A 23739-nucleotide genomic window follows, 5' to 3' on the forward strand; every position below is an offset into this window, starting at 1 on the left:
GGGGAGCGGGTGGGCAAGGGCCGGAGCAGCCGTGACAGTCGCAACTGTCGCCGTCGCGGTTGATCTGAGTTCGGCGGGTCGCGTGCGAGACTAGGTAACCATGAGCGACCCACGGATCACCTCGTCGATCTTCACCCGCGGCGCGGTCGACCTCAGCGCGCTGCGCACCCCCGCACCGGCCCCTGCCCGCCCCGCCACCCCGGCCCAGTCCGCCCCCTCCGCCGATTTCCCCGGCGCCGCCGGTGGCGGCGTCGCCGTCATCGACGTGAGCGAGGCGACATTCCAGTCCGAGGTTCTCGAACGCTCGCTCACCACACCGGTGATCGTGGACTTCTGGGCCGAGTGGTGCGAGCCGTGCAAGCAGCTGAGCCCTGTGCTGGAGCGGCTGGCCGCGGAGGGCGACGGCGCCTGGGTGCTCGCCAAGGTCGATGTGGACGCCAACCCGCGGATCGCCCAGATGTTCCGGGTGCAGGGCATCCCGATGGTCTACGCGGTGGTCGGCGGCCAGCCGATCGACGCCTTCTCCGGCGTGGTGCCCGAGGCGCAGCTGCGGCAGTGGATCCAGGCGGTGCTCAAGGCCGGTGGCGTGAGCGTCGCCGAGCCGGAGGACCCGCGCCTCGACGAGGCCGACGACGCCCTGATGAGCGGCGACCTCGACGCGGCCGAGCGGGCGTACCGCAAGATCCTCGCCGAGTCGCCCGCGGACGCCGCGGCGGAGGCGGGCCTCGCCCAGGTCGGGCTCGCCCGCCGGGTGGCCGGGGCCGACCCGGGCGCGGCGATCGCCGCCGCCCAGGCCAACCCCGACGACGTCGAGGCCCAGCTCCTGGCCGCCGACATCGAGGTGCTCAGCGGTCAGGCCGAGGCGGCGTACGCCCGCCTGGTGGGCCTGGTCCGCCGCACCGCCGGTGAGGAGCGGGAGAAGGTACGCCAGCACCTGGTCAGCCTCTTCACGGTCGCCGGACCGGAGGACCCCGCGGTCGCCTCGGCGCGCCGGGCCCTCGCCAGCGCCCTGTTCTGAGCACCACGCCCTGTTTGTGAGCACGTAGCACGCCAGCGCGGGCCGGCGTTCCGGCCGGCCCGCCCGACACCTCGAGGACGGGAGCCCTGATGCGCCGGATCGCCGTCCTCGACGCGCCCAGCAACCTCGGCCTGCGCCCACCCACGTCCACCTCGGTTCCCGGCTGCGGCAAGGCCCCCGGCGCGCTGCGCGACCAGGGCCTGCTCGCCCGGCTGCGGGCCCGGGACGCCGGCTGCCTCACCGCACCCCGCTACGACCCCGGCGACTGGCGGCCGGGTGACGGGGTCTGCCACGCGCGGGAGATCGCCGACTACTCGGTGGCGCTCGCGGAGCGGATCGGCGCCATCATCGACCGGAGCGAGTTCCCGCTGGTGCTCGGCGGCGACTGCTCGATCCTGCTCGGCTCGGCGCTGGCCATGCACCGGCTCGGCGAGGCGGTCGGCGGGCGCATCGGGCTGGTCTTCGTCGACGGCCACTCCGACTTCCGGCACCCCGGCAACGCCTCCTACGTGGGAGCGGCGGCCGGTGAGGACCTCGCGCTGGTCACCGGGCGGGGGCAGGCCGACCTGGCCGCCATCGAGGGGCGCCGGCCGTACTTCCGGGACATCGACGTGGTGGTGCTCGGCATCCGGGCGCAGGACGAGTACCGCCTGGACCTCCAGGCCGCCGGGATCACCACCCGGCCGGTGCCGGCGCTGCGCGCCGAGGGCGCCGCGCGTACGGCGCAGTGGGCGCACGACCAGCTCGCCGACTGCGCCGGCTACTGGGTGCACATCGACGTGGACGTGCTGGACCCGGCCGTGATGCCGGCCGTCGACGCGCCCGACCCGGGCGGAATCGCCTTCGCCGAGCTGGAGATCCTGCTCGCCGGGCTGGTCGACACCCCGCACTGCCTCGGCGTCGAGCTGACCGTCTTCGACCCCGACTACGACCCGGACGGCGCGTACGCGGCCGAGATCGTCAACACCGTGGTGGCCGGGCTGCGCCCGGTCTCCGCGCCGACGGCGACGCCGCCCCGGCTGCTCCCGGGCCCGTCGGCGTCCGTCCGCTCGGCCGGCCCGTCGGCGTCCGCCCGTTCGGCATCTGTCCGCTCGGCCGGCCCGTCGGCGTCCACCGCCCCGGCCGCGCCCCCGGCGTCCGTCGCGTCGGCCGTCCCCTCGGCGCGGCAGAGCAATGGCCGTCCCGAGGTTCCGTTCCTGCCCGCGTCGGCCTCCGCCCCCGCCCTCGTTCCCGCCCCCGTTCCACGGGGCGGCGCCGACGACCGGCTCCCGGGAGGTGATGACCGGTTCTCGGGCGATGACCGGCTTCCGGGCGGCGATGACCGGCTCTCGGGCGATGACCGGCTTCCGGGCGCCGGCGACCGGTTCTCGGGCGATGACCGGCTTCCGGGCGGCGGCGACCGGCACCCGGGCGGCGATGACGGGTTCGGGGGCGGCGGCGACCGGCATCCGGGCGGTGCCGAGGAGCGTGCCGAGGGCGTTCCGCCAACCCCGCTGCGGCCACTCGGGCCGGCCACTTTGGTGGCTGCCGCCTCTGACGACCCGGCCGCGCCGGAGCCCGTCGGCCCTCCCGCCTCCGCCGGCCCGGGCCTGCTGCGCCGGGCGCCGCTCGCGGGCCTCGACCCGGACGATCAGCTGCCCGCTCCCGAGGACGGCACCTCGCCGTCCGCCGCCGGCATCGCCTGACCGCCGCCGGGCGTCCCTCGCTCCGAAGGCGCCCGTCGACCTGGCAGACCTCGCCCAGGGCGCTGCCCGCCACCGACCCCCGGGTGCCCCCGACACCACCGGAACAGACGGCCGAGGTCGTCGAAGTCGAACGAGGCCGTCCGCGATCTGCCGAGGCAGCGGGCGTCGCGGGACCGCTCGTCGGGGCCGTGCCCAGGTCCCGAGCGTCTCCGTCTCCCACCGGTGGAACCTCATGGGTGTCAAAACCGGTCGGTGACACCCATGAGGTTCCACCGACGGCCCCGAGGTACCGCCGGCCCCTGCCGCCGGACGCGGTCAGGCACCACCGACCCTGCCCGAGCGGAGCCGGGCACGTGCCACCAGCCGTCCCGCCCCGACCGGGGTCGGCGGGGCGGGCGCGCAGACGGGGCAGCTCGACAGGGCGAGCCACGGCTCTCCCGCGCCCCCGGGGGCCGGGCCGGCTGCGCGCAGACGGGCAGTTCGACAGGGCGAGCCACGGCTCTCCAGCGCCCCGAGGGCCGGGCCGGCTGCCCGCAGCCGCCGGACGGGCGCCCCGACCCGTCCCACGCAGGGCCCCGTCCGTAGGGGCAACCCGACAGCGTCGCGCGGGGACGGGCGGTCAGGGCGCTCACCGTCGTCGACGGGGCCAGCGAGGACGCGGCCGGGTGACCGGCCAGGACGGCGCCGCCGACGGGTCGGGCGAAGCCGGTGCCGGGCGCGGAGCCAGGGCGGTCGGCCAGGGTTCCGGTGGTCCGGTCAGCGGGAGAGGGCGCGGAGGAAGCGTTCGGCGGCCGGGACGGCGGTGGTGGTGCTGGCTCCGCCCTTCTCGACGAAGACCGCGAACGCGACGTCGCCCTGCCAGCCGACGAACCAGGCGTGCGTGTGTGCCGGGTTGTCGTCGTATTCGGCGGTGCCCGTCTTGCCGTGCACCGGGTCGCCCGGCACGTCGCGCAGCGCGCTGCCGGTGCCGGCCGTGACCACCTCCCGCATCATCGCCCGTACCGCCTCGACCGACTCCGGCTTGAGTTCCGGGCCGGGCGCGGCGGGCTGGGCCGGGGCCGGGTCGAGCACCAGCTTCGGCTGCTCGAAGCGACCCCGGGCGACCGCGGCGGTGGCCGACGCCATGGCCAGCGGGCTGACCACCGTGGTGCCCTGGCCGATGGCGGCGGCGGCCTGCTCGGTCGCGCCGCCGTTCGCCGAGACCTTGCCGGTGAAGGCGTCGAGGCCCACGTCCCACTGCCCCTCCAGCCCGAGGGAGCGGCCGGTCACGGCCAGCCCGTCGGGGCCGAGCTTCGGCGCCAGCGCGGCGAACGCGGTGTTGCAGGACTTGGCGAAGTCGGTGCGGAACGGCACCGGCCCCAGCACGAAGTTGTCGGAGTTCTTGAACGGCCGGCCGTCCACGACGAACGTCTTCGGGCAGGCCACGGTCGCGTCCGGCGTGACCGCGCCCCGGTCGAGCAGGCCGAGCGCGCTGACCATCTTGAAGGTGGAGCCCGGCGGGACCTGGGCGGTGAAGGCCAGGTTCTCCCCGGCCGCGCCCGGACCGTTGGCCGCGGCGAGCACCGCGCCGTCGCTGATCCGTACGGCCACCAGCGCCGCCCGGCGCTTCTCGCCGCGCAGGGCGGTGTCGGCCGCGTTCTGGGTGGCCACGTCGAGCGTGGTCCTCAGCGGCTGCCCGGGCCGCGGCTCGCTGCGGAAGACCTCGGTGCCGGTGGGCACCAGCGTGCCGTCCGGGCCGGGGCGCTCGGTGATCACGGTCAGCCCCGGCGCGCCGCGCAGCCGCTCGTCGTGGCGGCCCTGGAGGCCACCGTGGCCGACGAGGTCGCCCGCCTCGTAGCGGTCGGGGTGCCGGGCGAGGTCGTCGGCCTGGGCCGTGTCGACGGAGCCGAGTACCGCCCGGGCGAACTCCCGGGTGGGCGCCAGGTCGAGCTTGTCGCTGCGGAACTTCGTGCCCGGCAGGTCGTAGATGCGGGACTTGATCTGCCGGTACGCCTCCTCCCGCAGGGTCACCACCTCGACGAACGCCCCCGGATCCGCGTCGGCGAGCCGCTTGCGCAGGCCGGAGAGGTCCACCGGCGGGGTGATCGCCGGCCGGATCGCCCGGAAGGCCGCGTCCAGCTTCCGGGTCAGGGCCGGGAGGTCGGTGACCTCGCTCGGTTGGAGCCCGACCCGCACCACCGACCGGGGCGCGACGATCGGCTGGCCGGCGCCGTCGAGCACCGCGGCCCGGGTGGCGGCGTCGCGGCGGAGCCCGAGCCGGTCGCCCCGGGTGAGCTGCTCCTGCACCAGCTGCGGCTCCCAGATCAACCGCCAGTCGTCGTCGCCGCCGCGGCTGAGCCGCACCGGACGCTCGTACGCCCAGCGGGTCTGGCCCGGCAGGGCCCAGTCGACCTTGACCACCGCGGTCGCGACGTCCTTGGTCACCTTCGCCTCGCCCCGGCGGGTGAGCGTGGGCGGCGTGGCCGCCAGCTCGCCGGAGAGCTCCTTGAGCTCGCGGGCGACGTCGGCCGCCGCCACCTTGGCGCCGGTCGGGTCGACGAAGCCGACGGCCTGGAGGTCGCCCGAGCGCCAACCGGCGAGGAACGCGTCGACGGTGCGCTCCGGCCCGTCACCGCCCGAACACGCGGTGAGGGCGCCGGCCGCGAGGGCTGTCGCGGCGAGCAGTGCCAGCGGCGGACGGAGCCGGTTGCGGCGGGGGCGGCGGGGGTAGGACAGGCGCATGGGAGCAGGTCTCCGATCTCGGAACTGCCCTGCACGCTAGTACGGCGGCGCCGTTCGCACCGTCCCCCCGCACCGGGACGTGCGGAAAGAGAGCCCGGTGCCGGGTGATGAACGACTGGAGGCGGGGTACTCCCGAACCGGCCAACCTCGTATCCGCAACGGGTGAAAGGACGAAGTCCGGAACCGGACGTCCGCACTGTGGTCCGCCGCGCAAGGGGCGGAACGGCAGGGCCTAGGCTGGGCGGCAGAGTGACCCACAACGCGGTGGGTCGAGGGGAGTGGCACCGATGGACCGGCGTCCGGCGATCAAACCGGGACCCGACCTCCGGCAGGCTGACACCAGCCGGGACGACAGCTTCGATTCGGCGACCGACGGGGACGGCTTCGGCCGGCTCGACACAGGAGTGACCGGGATGACCGGTTCGAGCATCGACACCCTCTACGACCTGGGCCTGCCCGCCGACGCGCTGGCCGACGACGTGGAGGACAACGAACTCGACGAGCCGGTTCCCAACGTGGAGCGCCTGGTCGCCCAGGCGATGGCGCTCGCTGGCGACGACCACGACGCGGCGACCCTGGTCAGCCGCTTCTGGCGGTTCGCGCCGGACGAGGAGCTGATCGGCTTCACCGCCGAGGAGATGCTGGAGGCGGCCCGCGCGCACCGCGACCTCGCCGAGCAGCGGGTACCGGGCGAGTTGAAGCTGCGCATCCACGAGCCCGACGCCGATCAGCACCACACCGTCATCGAGATCGTCACCGACGACATGCCGTTCCTGGTCGACTCGGTGACCGCCCTGCTCAACTCGCACCACCTGGACGTGCACCTGCTGGTCCACCCGCTGGTGGTGGTCCGCCGCGAGCCGCTGGGCCGGCTGGTGGAGGTCTCCGCCGACGTCGAGCCCGACGACGCCATCGCCGGCGACCTGGTCGAGAGCTGGATGCACATCGAGATCGACCCGGTGCGCGACGCCGCCGAGCGGGACAGGCTGCGCCGGGAGCTGCAGCGGGTGCTCACCGACGTGCGGGAGGCGGTGGAGGACTGGCCGAAGATGCGCCAGCGGGCCCTCGCCCTCGCCGACGAGCTGGCCTCCGCACGGACGTCGGACAACCGGCCGCCGGTGCCGGAGAAGGACATCACGGACTCGGTGGAGCTGCTCCGCTGGCTCGCCCACGACCACTTCACGTTCCTGGGCTACCGGGAGTACCGGCTGGTCGACACCGACGAGGCGGCGGCCGACGGCGGGGAGCGCCGCAGCGGCCAGGCCTTGGAGGCGGTCCTCGGCACCGGGCTGGGCATCCTGCGCCAGGACTCCCCGGAGGCCCGGCCGCTCTCGTCGATGACGCCCGAGGCGCACGACAGGGTCACCGAGAAGCGCCTGCTGATCATCACCAAGGCGAACTCGCGGGCCACGGTGCACCGCTCCGCCTACCTCGACTACATCGGCTTCAAGATCTTCAACGAGGCCGGCGAGGTCATCGGCGAGCGGCGCTTCCTGGGCCTGTTCTCCACGGCCGCGTACCGGACCAGCGTGCAGGAGCTGCCGGTGGTCCGCCGCAAGGTGGCCGAGGTGCTGGACCGCTCCGGCCTGAGCCAGCGCAGCCACTCCGGCAAGGACCTGCTCCAGATCCTGGAGACGTACCCGCGCGACGAGCTGTTCCAGATCAAGACCGAGGACCTCTACCACGCGGTGATCGGCGTGCTGCGGATGGCCGGTCGCCGGCAGCTGCGGGTCTTCCTGCGCCGGGACGCGTACGGGCGGTTCATCTCCTGCCTGATCTACCTGCCCCGCGACCGGTTCACCACGCAGAACCGGCTGCGGATGCAGGACATCCTGCTGCGCGAGCTGAACGGCGTCGGGGTGGACTACACGACCCGGGTCACCGAGTCGATGCTCGCCCGCGTGCACTTCATCGTCCGGACGGACCCGACCAGGACCCCGGGCGACATCGACGCCGACCTGCTCGCCGAGGAGCTGGCCGACGCCACCCGGCTCTGGGACGACGACTACCGGCTGGTGCTGGAGCGCAAGCTCGGCGACGAGCAGGCCAAGCACCTGTTCACCCGCTACGCCGACGCCTTCCCGGAGGGCTACAAGGACGGCCACACGCCGTACGAGGCGATGAAGGACCTGGCGAAGCTGGAGCTGCTGGAGGAGCCCGGCCAGCTGGAGATGCACCTGTTCCGCAAGCAGCTCGCGCCGCGGGCCGGCGGGCGGGGGCCGGACGTCGACGAGGCGATGGACGTCCGCTTCAAGGTCTACCGCTACGGCGAGCCGATGATGCTCTCCGCCGTGCTGCCGGTGCTGCACTCGCTCGGCGTCAAGGTGGTCGACGAGCACCCGCACGAGGTGGACCGGATCGACGGTCGGGTCTACCTCTACGACTTCGGGCTGCGGCTGCCCGAGGGGCACCAGGAGCTGGCCGAGGTGCGCCCGCACGTCGAGAACGCCTTCGCGGCGGCGTGGCGGGGCGAGGCCGAGGTGGACGGCTTCAACGAGCTGGTGCTGCGCGCCGGTCTCACCTGGCGGCAGGTGGTGGTGCTGCGCGCCTACGCGAAGTACCTGCGCCAGGCCGGCACGGTCTTCTCCCAGGAGTACATGGAGCAGACCTTCATCGCGTACCCGAGGATCGCCGCCCTGCTGGTGGAGCTCTTCGAGGTGCGGTTCGCGCCCGGCGCGGACGGCCACGAGCAGCGGCAGCAGCGCAGCGCCGAGCTGGTGGGCGACATCCGGGCCGCGCTGGACGCCGTCGCCAGCCTCGACCAGGACCGGATCCTGCGCGCCTACCTGACGATGATCCAGGCCACCCTGCGCACCAGCTTCTACCAGAAGCGCAGCGACGGGCGGCCGAAGGCGTACGTGGCGCTCAAGCTGGACCCGCAGGCGATCCCGGACCTGCCGGCGCCGCGGCCGAAGTTCGAGATCTTCGTGTACTCGCCGCGCTTCGAGGGCGTGCACCTGCGGTTCGGGCCGGTGGCCCGGGGCGGGCTGCGCTGGTCCGACCGCCGCGAGGACTTCCGCACCGAGGTGCTCGGCCTGGTCAAGGCGCAGATGGTGAAGAACGCCGTGATCGTGCCGGTCGGCGCCAAGGGCGGCTTCGTGCTCAAGCAGAAGCCGGGGGACCGCGACGAGGCGGTCGTCTGCTACAAGGAGTTCATCTCGGCGCTGCTGGACGTCACGGACAACATCGTCAGCGGCGAGATCGTGCCGCCGGAGGACGTGGTCCGGCACGACGGCGACGACCCGTACATGGTGGTCGCGGCGGACAAGGGCACGGCGACGTTCTCCGACATCGCCAACGAGATCTCCACGGCGCACAACTTCTGGCTCGGCGACGCGTTCGCCTCCGGCGGCTCCGCCGGCTACGACCACAAGAAGATGGGCATCACCGCCCGGGGCGCCTGGGAGTCGGTCAAGCGGCACTTCCGCGAGATGGGTCACGACACCCAGACCCAGGACTTCACCGTGGTCGGCGTCGGCGACATGTCCGGCGACGTGTTCGGCAACGGCATGCTGCTGTCGGAGCACATCCGGCTGGTGGCCGCGTTCGACCACCGGCACATCTTCCTCGACCCGGAACCGGACGCCGCCACCTCGTACGCCGAGCGCAAGCGGCTGTTCGAGCTGCCCCGCTCGTCCTGGCAGGACTACGACCCGAAGCTGATCTCGGCCGGCGGCGGGGTGCACCCGCGTACCGCCAAGTCGGTGCCGATCTCGCCGCAGGTCCGCGAGCGGCTGGGCCTGGACGCCGACGTGACGCAGCTCTCCCCGCAGGAGCTGATGAAGGCGATCCTGACCGCGCCGGTCGACCTGTTCTGGAACGGCGGCATCGGCACGTACGTGAAGGCCTCCAGCCAGACCAACGCGGAGGTGGGCGACAAGTCCAACGACGCGATCCGGGTGGACGGCAAGAACGTGCGCTGCCGGGTGGTCGGCGAGGGCGGCAACCTGGGCTGGACCCAGCTCGGCCGCATCGAGTACGCCCAGACCGGCGGGCGGATCTACACGGACTTCATCGACAACGCGGCCGGGGTGGACTGCTCCGACCACGAGGTGAACATCAAGATCCTTCTGAACACGGCGGTCGGCGACGGCGCGCTGTCCCTGCCCGAGCGCGACGAGCTGCTCGCGGCGATGACCGACGAGGTCGCCGAGCTGGTGCTGGGGGACAACTACGACCAGGCCCGGGCGATCAACAACGCGCAGGCGCAGGCCGCCTCGCTGCTGCCGGTGCACCGGCGGATGATCACCGATCTGGAGCGTTCCGGGGCGCTGGACCGCTCCCTGGAGGCGCTGCCGCCGGACGACGAGCTGGCGGTGCGGACCGAGTCCGGGCTGACCGCGCCGGAGTTCGCGGTGCTGCTCGCGTACGTCAAGATCGTCCTTGAGACGGAGATCCTGGCCGAGGGGCTCGCGGACGAGGAGTGGACGACCGACGTCCTGGTCAACTACTTCCCGACGCCGATGCGCGAGCGGTTCGCCGACCGGATGGGGCAGCATCGGCTGCGCCGGGACATCGTGACGACGGTGCTGGTCAACGAGGCGGTCAACCGGGGCGGAATCTCGTTCGTCTTCCGGGTGGTCGAGGAGACCGCCGCCTCGGCGGCGGACGTGATCCGGGCGTACGTGGTGGTCCGCGAGGTGTTCGGGCTGCGCGCGCTGTGGGACGCGGTGGAGGCCCTGGACAACAAGGTCGACCCCGAGTTGCAGACGAGCGTCTACCTGGACACCCGGCGCCTGCTCGACCGGGCGGTGCGGTGGCTGGTGACCAACCGCCGCTCGCCGATCGACGTGCCGGCGGAGATCGCCCGGCTGCGCGACGGGGTGGCCCTGCTCCTGCCCGACCTGGAGGAGCGCTTCTACGGCAGCGAGCGGGAGTCCCTCGCCGCGCACATCGACTCGCTCACCGAGCGGGGGCTACCGCGCGACCTGGCGGAGCAGGCGACCCGGCTGATGTACAGCTTCGGCCTGCTCGACGTGGTGGAGACCGCGGCGAGCAGCGGGCGGGACGTCGGGGAGGTGGCCTCGGTCTACTTCGTGCTCTCCGACCGGTTCCGGGTGGACTCCCTGCTGTCGAAGATCTCCCTGCTGCCGCGGGAGGACCGCTGGCAGACGCTGGCCCGGATGGCGCTGCGCTACGACCTGTACGCCGCGCTGGCCGCGCTGACCGCGGAGGTTCTCGACTCCACCCCCGGCACCCTGTCGCCCCAGGAGCGGGTGCTCCAGTGGGAGCAGTCGAACGCCACCTCGATCCACCGCGCCGAGCGGGCGATGGGGGAGTTCGACGAGTCCCGGGCGGACCTCGCCGCCCTGTCGGTGCTGCTGCGCCAGATCCGCACCCTGGTGCGGACCTCCGCCGCCGCCTGACGCGTACGGCACGCGGTCCGGCCGGTCGGTGTCCCGACCGGCCGGACCGCGTCGTTGTCGTCCGGTGGAGGCTGCCGCGCGGTGTCGCGCGGTTGCCGGCTCACACTGGCATGGAGGCGAAGACGACCACGTTGTCCGGGTAGCTGCCGGCGGCCTCGTCGAAGGTCCCGCCGCAGGTGACCACGCGCAGGCCGGGTCGGTTGCTGGGACCGTAGACCTGCTCGGTCGGGAACTCCGTCTTCGGGTACGCCTTGACCGACTCGACGGTGAAGGTGGCCTGCTGCCCGTCCTGCCGGGTGACGGTGATGGTGTCGCCCGGTTGCAGGGCGCCGAGGGAGAAGAAGACCGCCGGCCCGATCGCCGCCGAGTCGACGTGCCCGACGATGACCGCGTTGCCGATCTCACCGGGGCTCGGCCCCGGCTCGTACCAGCCGGCCAGCTGTGCCCGCTCCAGCGGGGGCACCTGGACGGTGCCGTCCGGGTTGGTGCCGAGGGGCATGATCGCGGCGTCGACCCCGATCCGGGGGATGGCGATCGTGGTGGGGGCGGAGCGGGCGAGGCCCGTGCCGGCGGCGACGTCCGGGTCCGGCACGCCGGCGGCCGCCGGCCCGGTGCTGGCGGACGCGGCCAGGGGCTGCGGGGGGCGGGGAGCGGGCGCGGACCTGAACGAGGCGCCGATCAGGCCGGCGCCGACCATGGCGAGCACGACGACGACGGCCGCGCCGGCGGCGCGCCACGGTTTCCCGTGACGGCCGCCGGCCGGTGTCGCCGTCATGTCAGACGAAGGACTCATCGGTCCGACGCCGGCGCATCAGCACGAGGCCGCCCAGGGCGGCCGCGCCGACCAGGCTCGCCCCACCGGCGGCCAGGCCCCGGTCGGTGCCGGCGCCGACGCCACCGTCACCACCGTCGACCCCACCGCGCGGCAGCACGACCAGCTCGCCCTCGCCGCACGAGCCCTTGAGCTCGTAGCGGCCCGGCTGGGCGTCCTCGGACACCTGGGCCTCGCCGTAGTAGACGAAGTCCCGCTTGTGCTCCCAGTGGTCCTTGCCGTGGCGCTCGGACTCCTCGTCCGACCGGCCGTTGTCGTGGCCGTTCCGGCCGTTGTCGTGGCCCTTGCGGTCGTACTCGTCCGAGCCGTTGCTCTCCGAGCCGTACCCGGCGCGGTCCGCGCGGTCGTACCCGTCCGAGCCGTTGCTGTCCCCGCGGCCTTCGCGGTCGCCCTTGTCGTGGCCCTTGTCGCCGCGGTCGCCCTCGGCGTCCTGGCCGTGCTCGTAGCCCTTCCAGTCGCGGTCGCCCTCGGCGCCGGCGGCGTCGGCGGCGCCGCCACCCTGGCCGTTGGCGGGCGGCTGGCTGCCGTTGGCCGGCGGCTGCGGCTGGCTGGTGCCGTTGGCCGGCGGCTGCGGCTTGGGGGTCTCGCCCTTGCCGTTGTCGTCCTTGCCATTGTCCTTGCCGTGGTCGCGGCCCTTGTCCTCGTGGTCCCGGCCCTTGTCGTGGTCGCGGGAGTCCTCCTCCCCGCCACGCCAGTGGCCCCGGCCCTCGGCCGGCTTGAGCTTGACCTTGCCGGTGACCTTCGACCACACGAAGGCGTGCTCCTGCCGGTCGGGGCAGACCTCGAGCAGCTTGACCGTGTCGCCCGCCTTGACGACGTGCGGCTTGGCGTAGACCTTGCCCTCGTGGCCCTGCTGGCCGTCCGCGAACGCGATCCCCGGCGTGAACACGAGCAGGGAGGCACCACCGAGGGCAGCGCCCGCAACGACCTTCCCGAGCATCTTCTTTGCCATGACCTGCGTCACTCCATCCCTGTTGTCCTGGGCTCGGCGACAACCGAGCTACGGACGACGTTAGACCGTTTCACGAGCTATGAAGGGAAAGATTCGCGTTTTGGTGCTTAGGAGCGATAAGCGCGCTAGGGGTACTACGTCGGTTAAGCGGCTTGCCGGGCTCGGCCGGGCGGTTGCCACCGCGCTGGGGTCTGCAGGCCCGGCTGGCGCGGCTCGCGCCCCAGCGGTCGGATAGTCCGGCCCGGCCGGCCCGGGGGCACCGGTGGCCCCGCCGGCCCCGGCCACCACATCGAGGCATTGCCATGGAAGCGCTCCCATGCAAGAATCGCTGCACGCGGTTCGGGGAGCCACACCGCGCAGGCAGGAGTCGAGGGCACCGGTCCGCCGGACGACGTCCCGCCTCCCGACCGGCCCATCGTCGCCGGTCGGACCACCACCAAACGCCCGACCGGGTCGGGCACCCCCCGAAGAACCCGTGGCACCGGCGGACGTCCGCGCAGGGCGCCCATCGGGCCGTATCGCCGGGCCGTTCGCGGATCCGGTCTCGCCCAAGGAGATCAGTGGCATGAATGTGTGGAGAAGGCTGTCCGGCCCCCGCCGGGCCCTCGCGCTCGGCGGCGCGGGCGCTCTGGTCGCGGGCGGACTGGTGACCCTGCCGGTCACCGTGGCGCACGCCGCCACCCAGTGCGACGTGTCGTACACGACCAGCGACTGGCAGGGCGGGTTCACCGCCACCGTCAACATCAAGAACATCGGCGACGCCCTCAACGGCTGGACGCTCGGGTTCACCTTCCCGGACGGCAACCAGCGGGTGCAGCAGGGCTGGTCGGCCCGCTGGACGCAGACCGGTCAGAACGTCACCGCGCAGAACGAGTCCTACAACGGCACGGTGGCCAGCGGCGCCACGGTGAGCGTCGGCTTCAACGGCGCCTGGAGCGGCAGCAACCCGAAGCCCACCTCGTTCACCCTCAACGGCGTGACCTGCAACGGTGGCACCCCGCCCACCACGACCCCGCCGACCACGGCCCCGCCGACGACGCCACCGCCCACGACGCCGCCGCCGACCACTCCGCCGCCCACCACCCCGCCGCCCGGGCAGCGGGTGGACAACCCGTACCTCAACGCCAAGGGGTACGTGAACCCGGAGTGGAAGGCCAAGGCCGAGTCCGTGGCCGGCGGCAACCGGGTGTCGAACAACCCGACCGCCGTCTGGATCGACCGGATCGCCGCCATCAACGGCACCCCGGACAGCAGCTCCAACGGCGCGATGGGCGTGCGCGACCACCTGAACAAGGCGCTCGAGCAGGGGGCGAACTACATCCAGTTCGTCATCTACAACCTGCCCGGCCGGGACTGCGCCGCGCTGGCCTCGAACGGTGAGCTGCGCGCGGACGAGCTGCCCAGGTACAAGACCGAGTACATCGACCCGATCGCCGCGATCCAGGGCGACCCGAAGTACGCCAGCCTGCGGATCGTCAACATCATCGAGATCGACTCGCTGCCGAACCTGGTGACCAACACCTCCGGCAACCCCGGCGGCACCGCGATGTGCGACACGGTGAAGGCCAACGGCGCCTACGTCAACGGCGTCGGGTACGCCCTGTCGAAGCTGGGCGCGATCGGCAACGTCTACAACTACATCGACGCCGCCCACCACGGCTGGATCGGCTGGGACAGCAACTTCGGCCCGACCGCGCAGATCCTGAAGGACGCCTCCGTGGCCTCCGGCAGCACGGTGAACAACGTCCACGGCTTCATCGTCAACACCGCCAACTACTCGGCGCTGCGTGAGCCCTACGTGAAGATCACCGACTCGGTGAACGGCACCAGCGTGCGGCAGTCCAAGTGGATCGACTGGAACTTCTACGTGGACGAGCTCTCGTTCGCCCAGGCGTTCCGCAACGAGCTGGTCGCCAAGGGCTTCGACTCGAAGATCGGCATGCTGATCGACACCTCCCGCAACGGCTGGGGCGGCACCGCCCGGCCCACCGGCCCGGGCGCGACGACCAGTGTCGACACGTACGTCAACGGTGGTCGGGTGGACCGGCGGATCCACGCCGGCAACTGGTGCAACCAGGCCGGGGCCGGCCTCGGCGAGCGCCCGAAGGCCGCGCCGGAGCCGGGCATCGACGCCTACGTCTGGGTCAAGCCCCCGGGCGAGTCGGACGGCTCCAGCAAGGAGATCCCGAACAATGAGGGCAAGGGCTTCGACCGGATGTGCGACCCGACCTACACCGGTAACGCCCGCAACGGCAACAGCATGAGCGGCGCCCTGCCGGACGCCCCGATCTCGGGCGCCTGGTTCCCCGCGCAGTTCGCGCAGCTCATGCAGAACGCGTACCCGGCGCTCTGAGAGCGGTGCCCACCCGCCGCTGGCAGTAGGTGAGGCGCTCCAGCGGCAGGTTCCCCGGGCCCCCGGCCCGACCGTCCGACGGTCGGGCCGGGGGCCCCCTCGCGTAAGCCGGTCAGGGCACCGTCTTCTCGATGGCCGCGCGGCCCAGCTCGGCCAGGTCCCGGCGGGCCCGCTCGACGTTCTCCGGCGTCAGGTCCTGCCCCCGGGCCGCCACCAGGTCCTCCGGCTCCCAGGGCTGCTCGGCCCCGGTGCGGATGTGGTCCGGGGCCGCGCCCGTGCCGGTGCCGGTCGCGCCGGTGCCGGCGGCGTACGGGTCGCCGATCAGCTCGTCGCCACCCGGCTCCTCCCCGGGCCCGGTGAACGACGGAGTGTCGCGGTCGGCGCCGCCGCCGGTCATCAGCTGCGGGACGCCGGTGTCGTCCTCGACCGCCGCGGCCACCTCCGGGCTCTCCTCCAGCGGTCGGTCACGGTCACGGTCCGTCATGTCGCTGCCCTCCTGTCGCCAGGTGGTCTCCTGATCCTGCTGGCGTACCCGGCCCGGCCGTGCCCATGCCGCGTGCCGGCGGGGCGGCTCAGCGCTCCTCGTCGGAGGTCTCCGGCGGCTGGACCGGATTGCGCCACTGCCAGAGCAGCATCAGCACGCCGAAGACGAGCATGCCGAGGCCCGCCCAGAGGTTGATCCGGACCCCCTGCGCCTTCTGGACGGCGGATTCGCCGTCGAAGACGCCGATCAGGGTGACGATCGCCCCGTACGCGGTGAAAAGCCCACCGATCACCCGGCGGATGTCGAACAGCCGGGCGGCGGCCGAGCGGCGGCGGGCCTCCTCGGTGGCCTCGACCGACCGGTCGTGCCCGTGCGGGTTGAGGTTGTCCATGCTCATGGCCGAGCGCCCCTTCCTAGAAGAACGGCACGTAGAGGAGGAGGGAGAGCGCCACCGCGATCAGGCCGAGCAGCACGGGGGAGCGCCACCAGACGGCGTCCCCGGTCAGCAGGTCGCCCTTCACGTCGACGGCGCCCATGCCGTAGACCAGGCCGCGCAGGTCCTCGTCCCGCTTCTTCCTGGTGAACGGCGTGACGACGGCGGCGACGACGGCGGCCGTGACGAACGCGATGCCGGCGCCCCAGAAGCTCTCCTCCAGGTCGGAGTTGAAGTGCACGACCCCCGCCTTGTAGAGCAGGTAGGTGGCCAGCGCCGCCAGGGTGCCCATGAGCAGCGAGAGGAAGCCGGCCGCCGCGCTCATCCGCCGCCAGAACATGCCGATGATGAAGGTGGCGAACAGCGGCGCGTTGAACAGCGAGAACAGCGCCTGGATGTAGTTCATGATGTTGCTGAACCCGGCGGCGATGAACGCGGTGCCGATGCCGACGAGCACGCCGCCGACCGTCGCCCACCGGCCGATGCGGATGTAGTAGTCGTCCGGACGGTCCCGGCGCACGTACTGCTGCCAGATGTCGTAGGTGAACACGGTGTTGAAGCCGCTCACGTTCGCCGCCATGCCGGCCATGAACGACGCGACCAGGCCGGTCACCGCGATCCCGAGCACGCCGTTGGGGAGCAGGTCGCGCATCAGCAGCGGGATCGCGTTGTTGTAGACCAGGTCGCCGCTCTCCGCGCCGAGCCCCTGCACCGTCACGAGGGCTACCAGGCCGGGGATCACCGTGACCACCGGGATGAGCAGCTTCGGGTACGCGGCGATGATCGGCGTCCGGCGGGCGGCGCTCATGTTCTTGGCCGACAGCGCGCGCTGCACCTCGGCGAAGTTGGTCGTCCAGTAGCCGAAGGAGAGCACGAAGCCGAGGCCGAAGACGATCCCGATCCAGTGCGCGCCGAGCGGGTTGTCGGTGCCGCCGGTGTCCTGCCAGGTGTGCAACCCCGCCTCGCCCAGCTTGGACTCGCGCACCGCGTCCATCAGGCCCGAGACGCCGCCGACCTTCACCAGGCCCAGGATCGTGATCGGCAGCAGGCCCGCGATGATCACGAAGAACTGGAGCACCTCGTTGTAGATCGCCCCGGAGAGCCCGCCCACGGTGATGTACGCCAGCACGATCAGCGCGCCGATCACGATGGCCACCCAGAGCGGCCAGCCGAGCAGCGCCTGCATGATCAGCGCCAGGGCGTAGAGGTTCACGCCGGCGATGAGCACCTGCGCGACCGCGAAGCTGAGCGCGTTCAGCAGGTGGGTGGGGCGGTTGAAGCGCAGCCGCAGGTACTCGGGCACGCTGCGGACCTTGGAGCCGTAGTAGAACGGCATCATCACGATGCCGAGGAAGACCATCGCCGGCACGGCGCCGATCCAGTAGTAGTGCAGGGTCATCGCGCCGTACTGGGCGCCGTTGGCGGCCATGCCGATGATCTCCAGCGCCCCCAGGTTGGCCGAGACGAAGGCCAGGCCGGTCACCCAGGCGGGCAGCGAACGGCCGGAGAGGAAGAAGTCGACGCTGGTCTTGATGGCCCGCCGGGCGGCGAAGCCGACGCCGAGCACCGTGACGAAGTAGAGCGCCAGGATGCCGTAGTCCAGGACGTTCATGTTCAGCCGCAGGCCATCGCCGTCCATCCCTGTAACCCTTCGTCAACCGTCCGTGCCGGATGAGTGCGCGCGCGCCCAATTACCCCGAACGCGCAGTTTCACGCCTGCGGTGGCGAAACCGTCCGCCACTCCCGTTCGTCGGGCCTGCGGGGCGCGCCCAGGGGCCTGCCGTGCCGGAGGCGCCCTCCTGTGCGGGTTGTGGGCCGGGGGAGCGGCGCGGGGCCGGGGGAGCGGCGCGGGCCGGGGAGTGGCGCGGGCCGGGGGAGAGGTGCGGACATGCGCGAGCGACCCCGGCCGATCGGCCGGGGTCGCTCGCGGAACGGGTCAGCGCCCGAGCACCCGGTCCAGGAAGTCGCGGTAGTGGCGGACGGCCATCCGGAGCTGCTCGGTGTCGGCGGAACCGGCGTCCTGCCAGCCACCCAGCTTGTTCTTCTGCGCGGACAGCGCCGAGGAGAGCGCCTGGATGGCCTCGTCGACCAGTGACTGGGCCTCCCCGGCCGCCGCGCGGGGATCGTCCACGAACCGCAGCTGGACGTCGCGCCAGCGGTCCCGGAAGCCCTGCGCCATGCCCGGCTCGAAGAGGCTGGCCGGCTCGGCGGCCACCGTCGCGCCCGCCGGCCGGTCGGTCCCGGCGGCCCCCAGTTCCCCGGTGCCCGCGCGTCCGACCGGCGCGTGCGCGGCGTCCGGATCGACCATGGTCGGCGCGGCGCTGCCGTATCCGGCCGCGCCGGCCGCGCCGCCCTCCGGGTCGCCGGCCCACCCGGTCAGGTCGGCCCGGCGCTCGGGACGGCCGTCGGCGGCGTCCGGGGGCAGCACCTCGGCGCCGTCCCGGCGGGCCTGCCGGTCGTCGGAACGGGCGTCGCCGAGCCCGACGGACCGGTGGAACTCGGCGGTCGGATCCGCCCGGCGGCCCTCCCGGGGGCCGTCCACGGCGCCGTCGCCCGGCCGCGCGGTCGACTCCGTGCGCGGGTCGGGCTCGTCCTCCGGCAGGGGGCTGGCCAGGGCGGACGCGGCGACCGCGCCGCCGACGCTGGTGGCGCCGAAGGCGGTCGGCACCGGCCCCGGCTCGTGGAACTCGGCCCGGTCGCCGGCGGTGTCCCGGTCGCCCGGCCGGCCCCTGCCGGCGTCCCGGCCGCGCGCCGCCTCGTCGTCGTGCCGGCCGGCCCGGCCGCCGTCGGCGACCGCCGGATCGTCGAAGGTGCCCCGGTCGTCGAGGGCGTCCTCGGGCACGTCGGCCCGGCCGGCCCGGTCGCCCGGAGGCGGCACCGGCACCGGCTCGGAGCGGACGGCCTCGGGGTGTTCGTTGCCCACTCGCTGCTCTTCCTGGCGCATGGTCATCCTCCTAGCGGCTCGTGACGTCGTGCTGGCTGTCCGGGTCGTGCTGCTCGGACGGTCGGGCACCGACCGGCTCCTCGCCGAGCAGGTCGGCGAAGAGGGCGCGGTAGTGGACGACGGCCTGGCGGAGTTCCTCGGTGCTCGCCTCGCCCCGGGAGTTGCGCAGGTGGATCTCGTGGGCGTCGCGGTAGTGGCCCAGCGTGCGGGCGTGCTCGACGGAGAGGTGGGCGATCTGGGCGGAGAACTCGCCGGTGGGGTAGCCACGTTCCGCGATGAGCCGGGTGACCAGGTCGTCGGCGTCACCCACGGTCTCGGCGGGGGAGTCGACGAAGCGGACCTGGAGCTCCTCCCACGCGGCGGCGTACCGGGCCCGGGACTCGGGGGCGAGGGGGGTCAGTGTGAGCTCCGCGTGGCGACGTTCCCGTTCCCGTAGCTCCCGCTCGGCGGCGGTCCGGCTGTCCTGCTCGGCGATGGCGCGGTCGTACTCGGGACCGAAGCGCGACCGCAGCGCGCGGCGACGGGCGTACGACCGGGCGGCCACGGCCACGGCCGCGATCACCAGCACGACGAGAACTATGACGATTACCTGCGTGGGCGACATGGCTCCTCCTTCGTCAGGTGGTATTCCCTCCGCTCACTGATCGCCAATCCCGTTCCGGGGCACTTTCCTGACGAACCCGGCCCTCGCGGCCCGGCGGACCCTACCCAGGCCCATTCCCCGTCGCGCCATGACGAGTCACACAGGGTGACCGACCGCCAAAACTTGACTCGTTCCAGAAAACGCGCTTGGGTGGGGTGATGCCGGTCGAATCCGACGCCGAACGCCTGCGGGCGGCCGGGCTGCGCGTCACGCGGCCCCGGCTCGCGGTGCTCGCCGCGGTGCGCGACCGGCCACACCTGGATGCCGACACGATCACCCGACTCGCCCGGGCCCGCCTCGGGCGGATCTCGGGCCAGGCGGTCTACGACGTCCTGCGCGCGCTCACCGGCGCGGGCCTGCTGCGCCGGTTCGCCCCGGCCGGCGGGCCGGCCCGGTACGAGCTGGGCGGGGACGACCACGACCACCTGGTCTGCCGGGACTGCGGCGCGATCGTCGACACCCGGCGCAACCGGGCCCCCGGGCCCTGCCTCGACCCCGGGGCCTCCGCCTTCGCGGTGGAGTTCGCCGAGGTCACCTACTGGGGCCGGTGCCCCGGCTGTCAGCCGCAGCGCGACTGACGCAAGCGCCACACCGAGCAGGAGGAGAGCCATGAGCGACCCGCAGGCCAGCAAGCCGATCCTCACCACCCGTCAGGGTCATCCCGTGCACAACAACCAGCAGCAGCGGACGGTCGGCTCGCGCGGCCCGGCGACGCTGGAGAACTACCACTTCCTGGAGAAGATCAGCCACTTCGACCGGGAGCGGATCCCGGAGCGGGTGGTGCACGCCCGCGGCTTCGTGGCGCACGGCGAGTTCGAGGCGTACGGGACGATCGGCGACGAGCCGGCGTCGAAGTACACCAGGGCCAAGCTGTTCCAGAGCAGGGGCAAGAAGACGCCGGTCACCATCCGCTTCTCCACCGTCATCGGCGGGCGGGACTCCTCCGAGGCGGCCCGCGACCCGCGCGGCTTCGCCGTGAAGTTCCGCACCGAGGACGGCAACTGGGACATGGTGGGCAACAACCTCCAGGTCTTCTTCATCCGCGACGCGATCAAGTTCCCCGACGTGATCCACGCGCTGAAGCCGGACCCGGTGACCTTCCGTCAGGAGCCGAACCGGATCTTCGACTTCATGTCGAACACGCCCGAGTCGATGCACATGCTGACCTGGCTCTTCTCCCCGTACGGCATCCCGAAGAACTACCGGACGATGCGCGGCTCCGGGGTGAACACCTACCGCCTCGTCAACGCCGAGGGCGAGGCCGTGCTGGTCAAGTTCCACTGGCTGTCCCAGCAGGGTGAGCACAACCTGACCCAGGCCGAGGCGGACGCCATCCAGGCCACCGAGCTGGGTCACGCCTCGAAGGACCTCTACGAGGCGATCGAGCGCGGCGACCACCCGAAGTGGGAGCTCAACGTCCAGGTCATGAGCGACGACGAGCACCCGGAGCTGGACTTCGACCCGCTCGACGACACCAAGATCTGGCCGGAGGAGGACTTCCCCTACCTGCCGGTCGGCATGATGACGCTCGACCGCAACATCACCGACCACCACAACGAGAACGAGCAGATCGCCTTCGGCACCGGCGTGCTGGTCGACGGCATCGACTTCTCCGACGACAAGATGCTGGTCGGGCGGACGTTCTCCTACTCGGACACCCAGCGCTACCGGGTCGGCCCGAACTACCTCCAGCTGCCGGTCAACCGGCCGCGCGAGGACGTGCGGGTCAGCACCAACCAGACCGGCGGCCAGATGTCGTACGGGGTGGACGACCGTGGTGCCAACCCGCACATCAACTTCGAGCCGTCCTCGGTGGCCGGCCTCGAGGAGGCCGACGAGTCCTACCGGGAGTACCGCCCGTTCGTCTCGGGCCAGATCATGAAGGCGCCGATCGAGCGGCAGGACAACTACTCCCAGGCCGGCCGGCGCTACCGCGAGATGGCCGACTGGGAGCGGGACGACCTGGTCCTCAACCTCACCACCCTGCTGGCCCAGTGCGACAAGCACATCCAGGAGAAGATGGTCTGGCACTTCAGCCAGTGCGACTCCGACTACGGTCGTCGGGTCGCCGAGGGCCTCGGCATCTCCGTCGACGCCTGATCCGCACCAGCCACGAACGCCCCGCCGGCCTCCGGCGGGGCGTTCGTCGACTGTGGACGTCCGGCCGGTACGCCCGACGCGACGGACGGTAGTGCATCGGGCGAGGATTACGTATCCTGCCCAAGGCGTCCGCCGGACCTGCCCGGCACCTCGGCCCGGGACCGTCTGGCCGCGACGCTGCCCGGCCGGCGCCGGCGCCCCCGCAGCCACACCTTCCGGGCGAGGTCTGATTGAACACCCGCGACTGGCCGATCCGCTCGAAGCTGACCGCATTGGTCGTCGTGCCGGTGACCGCGCTGCTGGCGCTCTGGATCTTCGCCACCACGCTCACCTTCGGACCCGCCCTCGACCTGCTCGCCGCCCGGACGCTCCTCTACGACCTCGGCCGTCCCGGCGAGACCGTGGTCGCCGAGCTGCAACGGGAGCGGCGGCTCTCGGTGGTCCAGCTGGCCGGCGACGGCGCCGCTCCCGGGCTCGCCGAGCAGCGGCAGCGCACCGACCGGGCGATCGCGGAGCTGCGCCGCCGGGTCGGCGGGGAGGACCTGCGCGACGCCGCCGACGACTTCCTCGACGCCCGGCTCGACCAGCTGGTCACCGCGCTGGAGTCGCTGCCCGCCGGGCGGGGGTTCATCGACCGGCGGGCGGTGGACCGGGCCGGCGCGGTCGGGCTCTACAGCGGGATGATCAACTCGGCCTTCCAGGCGTTCTCCGCGATGGCCAACCTGCCCGACCGGGACCTCAACCGGCAGGCGCTCGCCGTCACCGGGCTCGGCCAGTCCCGGGAGCTGCTCGGGCAGACGGACGCCCTGCTCGCCGGGGCGTTCACCAGCGGCCGGTTCGCCGACGGCGAGCACCGCCAGCTGGTGCAGACCATCGGCAACCAGCGGTTCCTCGCCGACACCTCGGTCGCCGACCTGCCGGACGCCGAGCGCGCCGCGTTCCAGCGGATGACCGAGGGGGAGGCCTTCGGCCGGTTGCGGACGATGCAGGACAGGCTGGTGGGCCCCGGGTCCGCCACCCGGCCGGCGGTGGACCCGGCGGCCTGGCAGGAGAGCTACCAGGCGGTGCAGCAGGCGCTGCGGGAGTTCGAGCTGGCGCAGGCCGACGGGCTCGCCGACCGGTCGATCCCGTCGGCCGTGCGCATCCTGGTCCGGCTCGCCGCCGCCGGGCTGCTGGGACTGGCCACCGTCGTGGTCTCGGTCGTCGTGTCGGTGCGGGTCGGTCGCAACCTGGCGCACCGGCTCACCGGCGTACGCACGGCCGCCCTGGAGACCGCCGAGCGTCGGCTGCCGGACGTGGTGGCCCGGCTGCGCCGGGGCGAGCAGGTCGACGTCGCCCGGGAGGCGCCCCCGCTGGAGTACGGCGACGACGAGATCGGCCAGGTGGCGCGGGCGTTCACCGAGGTGCAGCGCACCGCGGTCCAGTCGGCCGTCGACGAGGTCACCCTGCGTCGGGGGCTCAACGAGGTGTTCCTCAACATCGCCCGGCGCAGCCAGGGGCTGGTGCACCGGCAGCTCGCGCTGCTCGACCGGATGGAGCGGCACACCGAGGACCCGGACGAGCTGGCGGAGCTGTTCCGCGTCGACCACCTCGCCACCCGGCTGCGGCGGCACGCCGAGGACCTGGTCATCCTGGCCGGCGCGGCCCCCGGGCGGGGCTGGCGCAACCCGGTCGCGATGGTCGACCTGGTCCGGGGCGCGATCTCCGAGGTCGAGTCGTACGACCGGGTCGACATCACCGCCGTGGCGCCCGCGGGCGTGCTGGGGCGGGCGGTCGGCGACGTGATCCACCTGCTCGCCGAGCTGATCGAGAACGCCACCGCGTTCTCCCCGCCGCAGACCCGGGTGGAGGTCTCCGGGCAGCACGTGGCCAACGGCTACGCGGTGGAGATCACCGACCGGGGCCTGGGCATGTCCGCCGCCGCGCTGGAGGACACGAACCGGCGGCTCGCCCGTTCGCCCGACTTCGAGCCGACCGAGACCGCCCGCCTCGGGCACTTCGTGGTGGCCCGCCTCGCCGCCCGGCACGGGGTCCGGGTGCGCCTGCGCCCGTCCGACGGCGGCGGGCTGACCGCCGTGGTGCTCGTCCCCGCCGACCTGGTCACCGACGAGCCCTCCCTGCCCCCGACCGGTGGCCCGCCGGCGGCGCCCCGGTCCGCGCCGACGCCCGAGGAGCGGCGGCTCGCCCGGGCGGGCCGGCTGAGCACGC

General features: G+C 73.1%; 13 protein-coding genes and 2 pseudogenes. 7 read left to right on the plus strand and 8 right to left on the minus strand.

Features of this window, described 5'->3' with window-relative positions; all coding sequences use genetic code 11:
- Positions 1–100: 100 nt before the first annotated feature.
- On the plus strand, positions 101–1018 hold the full coding sequence (locus AB0G08_RS01620) for a tetratricopeptide repeat protein (protein WP_358081520.1): 918 nt from the start codon (positions 101–103) through the stop codon (positions 1016–1018).
- An 86-nt stretch (positions 1019–1104) separates the two neighbouring features.
- Positions 1105–2013: pseudogene (locus AB0G08_RS01625) on the plus strand (arginase family protein); the annotation flags it as partial.
- Positions 2014–3459: 1446 nt separating this feature from the next.
- Here the strand turns inward: AB0G08_RS01625 and AB0G08_RS01630 are convergent.
- Complete coding sequence (locus tag AB0G08_RS01630) at positions 3460–5424, minus strand: penicillin-binding transpeptidase domain-containing protein (RefSeq protein ID WP_358081523.1); 1965 nt, start codon at positions 5422–5424, stop codon at positions 3460–3462.
- A gap of 287 nt (positions 5425–5711) precedes the next feature.
- Here AB0G08_RS01630 and AB0G08_RS01635 point away from each other — a divergent pair, with 287 nt between their 5' ends.
- On the plus strand, positions 5712–10790 hold the full coding sequence (locus AB0G08_RS01635; RefSeq protein WP_358081526.1) for an NAD-glutamate dehydrogenase: 5079 nt from the start codon (positions 5712–5714) through the stop codon (positions 10788–10790).
- 100 nt (positions 10791–10890) lie between these two features.
- Here AB0G08_RS01635 and AB0G08_RS01640 read toward each other — a convergent pair whose 3' ends face one another.
- Both AB0G08_RS01640 and AB0G08_RS01645 read right to left on the minus strand, forming a co-directional pair.
- On the minus strand, positions 10891–11565 hold the full coding sequence (locus tag AB0G08_RS01640; RefSeq protein ID WP_358081529.1) for a class F sortase: 675 nt from the start codon (positions 11563–11565) through the stop codon (positions 10891–10893).
- Between the two features lies 1 nt (position 11566).
- Positions 11567–12574, minus strand: coding sequence for a hypothetical protein (locus tag AB0G08_RS01645; protein WP_358081532.1), 1008 nt, complete (start codon positions 12572–12574; stop codon positions 11567–11569).
- A 565-nt stretch (positions 12575–13139) separates the two neighbouring features.
- On the opposite strand from AB0G08_RS01645, the gene AB0G08_RS01650 reads away from it, so the two are divergent.
- Positions 13140–14927, plus strand: coding sequence for a glycoside hydrolase family 6 protein (locus tag AB0G08_RS01650; RefSeq protein ID WP_358081535.1), 1788 nt, complete (start codon positions 13140–13142; stop codon positions 14925–14927).
- 112 nt (positions 14928–15039) lie between these two features.
- Here the strand turns inward: AB0G08_RS01650 and AB0G08_RS01655 are convergent, their stop codons facing one another.
- From AB0G08_RS01655 to AB0G08_RS01675, 5 genes and pseudogenes are all read right to left on the minus strand, one after another.
- The gene (locus AB0G08_RS01655; protein ID WP_358081537.1) at positions 15040–15411 is read right to left on the minus strand and encodes a hypothetical protein; all 372 of its coding nucleotides are present in this window, start codon (positions 15409–15411) and stop codon (positions 15040–15042) included.
- An 88-nt stretch (positions 15412–15499) separates the two neighbouring features.
- Positions 15500–15808, minus strand: a complete 309-nt coding sequence (locus AB0G08_RS01660) for a hypothetical protein (RefSeq protein WP_357870667.1) — start codon at positions 15806–15808, stop codon at positions 15500–15502.
- Between the two features lie 16 nt (positions 15809–15824).
- Complete coding sequence (locus AB0G08_RS01665; protein WP_358081540.1) at positions 15825–17483, minus strand: sodium:solute symporter family protein; 1659 nt, start codon at positions 17481–17483, stop codon at positions 15825–15827.
- Positions 17484–18338: 855 nt separating this feature from the next.
- A pseudogene (locus tag AB0G08_RS01670) lies at positions 18339–18560 on the minus strand (hypothetical protein); the annotation flags it as partial.
- A 238-nt stretch (positions 18561–18798) separates the two neighbouring features.
- A complete protein-coding gene (locus AB0G08_RS01675) occupies positions 18799–19392 on the minus strand; it encodes a hypothetical protein (RefSeq protein ID WP_358081542.1) in 594 nt (197 codons plus the stop codon).
- Positions 19393–19589: 197 nt separating this feature from the next.
- On the opposite strand from AB0G08_RS01675, the gene AB0G08_RS01680 reads away from it, so the two are divergent.
- From AB0G08_RS01680 to AB0G08_RS01690, 3 genes are all read left to right on the plus strand, one after another.
- Complete coding sequence (locus tag AB0G08_RS01680) at positions 19590–20009, plus strand: Fur family transcriptional regulator (protein WP_358081545.1); 420 nt, start codon at positions 19590–19592, stop codon at positions 20007–20009.
- 31 nt (positions 20010–20040) lie between these two features.
- On the plus strand, positions 20041–21531 hold the full coding sequence (locus tag AB0G08_RS01685; protein ID WP_358081548.1) for a catalase: 1491 nt from the start codon (positions 20041–20043) through the stop codon (positions 21529–21531).
- Between the two features lie 230 nt (positions 21532–21761).
- Positions 21762–23739 (plus strand): nitrate- and nitrite sensing domain-containing protein (locus AB0G08_RS01690; protein ID WP_358081551.1); only part of this gene is annotated, 1978 nt, incomplete at its 3' end.

The sequence above is a fragment of the Micromonospora sp. NPDC023644 genome (assembly GCF_040640115.1).
Taxonomy (GTDB): Bacteria; Actinomycetota; Actinomycetes; order Mycobacteriales; family Micromonosporaceae; genus Micromonospora.